Origin of the sequence: Mesorhizobium sp. M7A.F.Ca.CA.001.08.2.1 (genome assembly GCF_003998455.1) — a bacterium.
Lineage (GTDB): Bacteria > Pseudomonadota > Alphaproteobacteria > Rhizobiales > Rhizobiaceae > Mesorhizobium > Mesorhizobium ciceri.
Genome location: NZ_RZPW01000423.1, coordinates 1 through 5,422, shown reverse-complemented (window position 1 = coordinate 5,422; position 5,422 = coordinate 1). Strand labels below are relative to the sequence as shown.

Below are 5,422 nucleotides of genomic sequence, written 5' to 3'. Positions count from 1 at the left end.
GCCCTTTTGTCCTACTGCACGGCGATCCTGCGCGTTTACAACCTCTATGGCCGCCGCGACAACAAGTACAAGGCGCGCATCAAGATCCTCGTCCATGAGACCGGCGTCGAGGAGATCACCCGCCAAATCGAGGCCGAGTGGCAAGAGTTGAAAGACGCCCAGCTGAAGCTGCCGGAAGCCGATATCCGCGCCATCGAGGCCTATTTCGCGCCACCGGCACTCGCTGAGCGGCTGGAAGGCGACCAGGCGGTCAAGCTGGCGCGGCTCGATTCCAAGGGGTTCTCGGAGTGGCTCGACCAGAATGTCGTGACGCACCGCCATCCCGATTATGCGGCGGTGACGATCTCGCTGAAGGGCATCGGCGAGGTGCCCGGCGACGCCTCGGACAGCCAGATGGACGCAATTGCCGACATCGCCGAGACATATGGCTTTGACGAGCTGCGTGTCAGCCATGAGCAGAACCTGATCCTGCCGCATGTGGCCCGCGCCGACCTCAAGGCGGTCTATGATGCGCTGGTCGGCATCGGCCTGGCCACGGCCAATTCCAACCTGATATCGGACATCATCGCTTGCCCGGGCCTCGACTACTGCGCGCTGGCCACGGCGCGCTCGATCCCAATCGCGCAGGAAATCTCGCGCCGCTTCGCCTCGCTTGAGCGGCAGCGCGAGATCGGCGAACTGAAGCTGAAGATCTCCGGCTGCATCAACGCCTGCGGTCATCACCATGTCGGCCACATCGGCATCCTCGGCGTCGAGAAGAAGGGCTCCGAACTCTATCAGGTGACGCTGGGCGGCTCGGCCGACGAGAACACCTCGGTCGGCGAGATCATCGGCCGCGGCTTCTCTTCGGAAGAGATCACCGACGCCATCGAACAGATCGTCGAGACCTATCTCGGCCTTCGGCTCGACCCACAAGAGAAATTCATCGACGCCTACCGCCGAGTCGGTCCCGCGCCGTTCAAGGAGGCGCTCTATGCTGGCGAAGCCAAGGCCGCTTGACCGTATTGGAGACGTCGATGACGGCATCGCCGCCAAAGCGGCAGGGCTCGATGCGCTCTATGGTCATCTGAAGCCGCTCGAGATCATCGAACGCTCGGCCCGCGAACTGTTCCTCGACGAGATCGCGGCGGTGTCGTCGTTCGGCGCGGATTCGGCCGTGCTGCTGCACATGATCGCCAAGATCGACCGGACGCTGCCGGTCATCTTCCTCGACACCGGCAAGCATTTCGAGGAGACGCTCGGCTATCGCGATGCGCTTGCCGCCGATTTCGGGCTGACCAACATAAGGGTGATCAAACCCGAGGAAGCAGCACTCGAACGGATCGATCCGACGGGCAATCTGCACCAAAGCGATACCGATGCCTGCTGCGACGTGCGCAAGGTGGAGCCGCTGGCGCGCGGTGTCGCGCCATTTCGTGCCTGGCTCACTGGCCGCAAGCGTTTTCAGGCCGCGACGCGGGCAGCGCTGCCGGTGTTCGAGGCGGTCGGGCCGCGTATCCGCATCAATCCGCTGGCGCATTGGACGACATCGGACCAGGCCGACTATATGCGCGCGCATGCGCTGCGCGAAAATCCGCTGGTCGCTTATGGCTATCTGTCGATCGGCTGCTTCCCGTGCACGCAGCCGGTGCAGCCGGGCGAGGACGCGCGCAGCGGCCGCTGGGCCGGTCATGCCAAGACCGAGTGCGGCATTCACCTGTCGGGGCTGGAGAAGTCGCTGACCGACGCATCCCTTTAGGATATGCTGATATTCAGGTGGGGCTGGCCTGCAAACGGCGGCTTCCTGCGCTTCCGGTGCTCACGTACTTCAAGTACGCTCCGCTCCGGTTCTCGGAAGCCGCCATTTTCGGCGCAGCCTGACCTGAATCTCAACACATCCTTGGTTCGTTTGACTGTTTAGGAACTTTTTGATGACTGGACCGACGACACCGGAGACCCGGCTCTGGACCCCTGCGGGTTTTCAGGAGGATGAGTGGACGCATGCCGAAAGCGCCGATGCGCTGTCCGGCAACGGCCGCTTTATCCTGCCGTTGCAAGTCTTCCTCGATCTCGATCCGGAGGTGCGCCGCTCGGCCAAGGAACGGCTCGGCGTCTTGCTGCAGCCGGGTGATCAGCTCGAGAAGATCGCCGACCTGCTCGACCAGCTGTCGCTGGTGGCGCTGGCCTTTCCGGCCTTCAGCGACGGCCGCTCCTTCTCCAAGGGAGAACTGCTGCGCGGCCGCTACCATTTCGAAGGTGCCGTTCGCGCCACGGGCCAGGTACTGGTCGACCAACTGCCGCATATGCTGCGCCTGGGCTTCGACGAGTTCGAGATATCGAACCCCGTGCTGTTGAAGCGCCTGGAGGAGGGCCGCATCGGCGGATTGGGGCTCTACTACCAGCCAGCCGCCGTGCCGGAACCAAAAGGCCCGAAATACTCCTGGCGGCGCGTTCGCAGCGGCTGACGTTGCGGTAATTCCGCGCGTCTTTACAACGCCCCCTGTTCAAGCCTTCTCTTGAGCTTCCGGATGGAAAATCCGGAATGATCGGGGAGGGGTCTTCATGCGTTACGACTATGTCATAGCCGGCGGTGGGTCCGCCGGCTGTGCGCTTGCCGCACGGCTTTCGGAAGATCCCTCGAAAACGGTCTGCCTGATCGAAGCTGGCGGTGAGGGCAGGGATATGCTGATCCGCGCTCCGGCTGGCATTATCGGTATGCTTTCCGGCCGGCCCAGGATCAACAACTGGGCCTTCGAAACCGTGCCGCAGCAAGGTCTTGGCGGCCGCAAGGGCTACCAGCCGCGCGGCAAGGCGCTGGGCGGCTCCAGCGCCATCAATGCGATGCTCTATGTCAGGGGCCATCGCAGCGACTATGACGAATGGGCCGATCTGGGCTGTGAGGGCTGGTCGTGGGATGAGGTTCTGCCCTATTTCCGGCGCGCCGAAGGCAATGAGCGCGGCACTGATGCCCTGCACGGCGGGGACGGCCCGCTGAAAGTGTCGAACCAGCGCTCGCCGAGGCCAATCGCCAAGGCCTTCATAGAGGCTTGTGCCGAAAACCAGATTCGCGCCTCGGACGATTTCAACGGACCGGAACAAGAGGGCGCCGGCTATTTCCAGGTGACCCAATTTGCCGGTGGCGCCCGCAATGGCGAGCGCTGTTCGACTGCCGCCGCCTATCTCCATCCGGTGATGCAGCGGACCAATCTGACCGTGATCACGCGGGCGCACGCCACAGGCATCGTCCTTGACGGCAAGCGGGCCACCGGTATCCGCTACCGGACACGCAAAGGCGAGGCAGTGGCGCAGGCGTCGTGCGAGGTGATCCTGTGTGGCGGTGCCTTCGGTTCGCCGCAGCTTTTGTTGCTGTCGGGTATCGGCCCGGCGGCCGAACTTGCCGTGCATGGCATTCCCGTCGTCCACGAATTGCCGGGCGTCGGCAAGAACCTGCAGGACCACCTCGATTTCATCGTCGGCTGGAGATCGAAGGACACCGATATGCTTGGCATGAGCCCGCGCGGCGCGTTGGGTTTCCTACGGCATATCGCGCAGTGGCGGCGGGATGGGACCGGGCTGGTCGCCTCGCCGGCGGCCGAGAGCGGCGCTTTCGTCAAATCCGACCCGGCGCTTGAGCGCCCTGACCTGCAGCTGCAATTCGTCATCGGGCTGGTCGAAAACCATGCGCGCACGCTGCACTACGGCTTCGGCTTCTCCTGTCATGTCTGCATATTGCGGCCGCACTCGCGTGGCGAGGTTGGGCTGGCCAGCGCCGATCCACTTGCCGCGCCGCGCATCGATCCGCGCTTTCTCAGCGACCAGCGCGATGCGGAGCTGCTGTTGAAAGGCGTGAGGATCACCCGGCAGGTGCTGGCTTCACCGGCGCTGACGCGCTACCGGCACAAGGAAATGCACATCGCCGGCGAGCCAAGCGATGCCGATCTGATGACCCATATCCGCACCCGCGCCGACACAGTCTATCACCCGGTCGGCTCCTGTCGGATGGGGGTAGACGAGATGGCGGTGGTCGATCCGCAACTCAAGGTGCGCGGGCTTGAAGCCTTGCGTGTCGTGGACGCCTCGGTGATGCCGACACTGATTGGTGGCAACACCAATGCGCCAACCATCATGATCGCCGAAAAGGCCGCCGACATGATCAGGGCTGCCTGATAGGAGCTCCAGGCCGCGGTGCCTATAGACTGGCGGTCGTTTTGTTTTTCTTGGTTTGACGCAATTGCCTCAGGGAAACGCTACGCGCTTTCCCTGGAAACCGTTCACACCTCTGCTGGAATTGCTTAAGCCGCCGCCCGTGCCTCGCGGAACGACACCAGCTTGCGGCGGTTCTCGTCCCACAACGCCAGTTTAACGCAGCGCAGGCTTTCCAGCAGCGTGACACGGCCGATGTCGCGCAGCTCGGGATAATCCCGCAGCACTTCCTGCAACCGGTAGCACGGCACCTTGGCGGAGAGGTGATGGACGTGATGGACACCGATGTTGCCGGTGAACCAGTTCAGCACCGGCGGGAGGTCGTAATAGGACGATCCGTGCAAGGCAGCGTGCTGGAATTCCCAGTCGACATCCTTCGCCCATTCCGTTTCCTCGAACTGGTGCTGGACATAGAACAGCCAGATGCCGGCCGAACCGGCGAGGATGACGATCGGCAGGTGGACCACCAGGAACGCGCCGGGACCGACGAACCAAATGAGGATGGCTGCTGCGACCGCGATGCCAAGATTGGTGGTCATCGACGACACCCAAGGGGTCAGGCCGCCGCGCATCATGCCGACGGGCAGCCTTTGCTCGAAGATGAACAGCCAGATCGGACCGAGCCCGAACATCACCAGCGGGTGGCGATAGAGACGATAGGCAAGGCGGCCTCGCCACGACATCTGCCGGTATTCTGCAACGGTCAGCGTCCGGATGTCGCCCATGCCGCGTTCGTCAAGATTGCCGGCGCTGGCGTGGTGGGTCGCGTGGGCGCGCCGCCAGCAATCGTAGGGCGTCAGCGTCAGGATGCCGAGCGCGCGGCCGATCCAGTCGTCCGCGTAGCGATTGGCGAAGAAGGAGCCGTGGCCGCAATCGTGCTGGATCATGAAGATGCGCACCAGAAACCCGGCCGCGGGAAGGATGAGGATCAGTCCCCACCAATGGCCATAGGCATAGGCCGCCGAGGACAGGCCCCAGAGTATGGCGAATGGAATGAGAGTGATGGCGAGTTCGACGGTGCTGCGCCGCCTGTCAGGCTTCTTGTAGCGGGCGAGAATCTTCAGCCAGGCGCGCTTGCTGTTGGCGACCGTCTCAGGGGAAATCATGTTCATCAGGAAGCATAGGCGGGGTGCCTCGCCGCCGCAAGGCGACATCACGCAAAATTACTGTGCGTAATTGTCGCGTGGCCCGGCGGGCGAGCCAGCCAACCGCCGGTTCGACCTGCTGATGATTCTGAGCG

The 5,422-nt window shown here is 63.4% G+C and carries 5 protein-coding genes; 4 read left to right on the top strand and 1 reads right to left on the bottom strand.

Annotated features, from left to right (window positions below; all coding sequences use genetic code 11):
* From EN914_RS22620 to EN914_RS22605, 4 genes are all read left to right on the top strand, one after another.
* On the top strand, positions 1-999 hold a 999-nt coding region (locus EN914_RS22620; RefSeq protein WP_164778851.1), incomplete at its 5' end, for a nitrite/sulfite reductase.
* Positions 974-1,738, top strand: a complete 765-nt coding sequence (locus EN914_RS22615; protein WP_024502838.1) for a phosphoadenylyl-sulfate reductase — start codon at positions 974-976, stop codon at positions 1,736-1,738. The genes EN914_RS22620 and EN914_RS22615, both read left to right, overlap by 26 nt.
* A 172-nt stretch (positions 1,739-1,910) precedes the next feature.
* Positions 1,911-2,444 carry a DUF934 domain-containing protein gene (locus EN914_RS22610; RefSeq protein ID WP_024502837.1) on the top strand — a complete coding sequence of 178 codons (534 nt, stop codon included), beginning with the start codon at positions 1,911-1,913 and terminating at the stop codon, positions 2,442-2,444.
* Between the two features lie 97 nt (positions 2,445-2,541).
* Positions 2,542-4,146 carry a GMC family oxidoreductase gene (locus EN914_RS22605; RefSeq protein ID WP_024502836.1) on the top strand — a complete coding sequence of 535 codons (1,605 nt, stop codon included), beginning with the start codon at positions 2,542-2,544 and terminating at the stop codon, positions 4,144-4,146.
* Between the two features lie 125 nt (positions 4,147-4,271).
* On the opposite strand, the gene EN914_RS22600 is transcribed toward EN914_RS22605, so the two are convergent.
* Positions 4,272-5,294 (bottom strand): fatty acid desaturase, encoded by a 1,023-nt coding sequence (locus EN914_RS22600; RefSeq protein WP_013529567.1) that lies wholly within the window; start codon positions 5,292-5,294, stop codon positions 4,272-4,274.
* Between the last annotated feature and the right edge of the window lie 128 nt (positions 5,295-5,422).

Coding starts and splice junctions, on each gene's coding strand:
- EN914_RS22610 (WP_024502837.1), top strand. CDS start 1,911: ATGACTGGACCGACGACACCGGAGACCCGGCTCTGGACCCCTGCGGGT.
- EN914_RS22605 (WP_024502836.1), top strand. CDS start 2,542: ATGCGTTACGACTATGTCATAGCCGGCGGTGGGTCCGCCGGCTGTGCG.
- EN914_RS22615 (WP_024502838.1), top strand. CDS start 974: ATGCTGGCGAAGCCAAGGCCGCTTGACCGTATTGGAGACGTCGATGAC.
- EN914_RS22600 (WP_013529567.1), bottom strand. CDS start 5,294: ATGAACATGATTTCCCCTGAGACGGTCGCCAACAGCAAGCGCGCCTGG.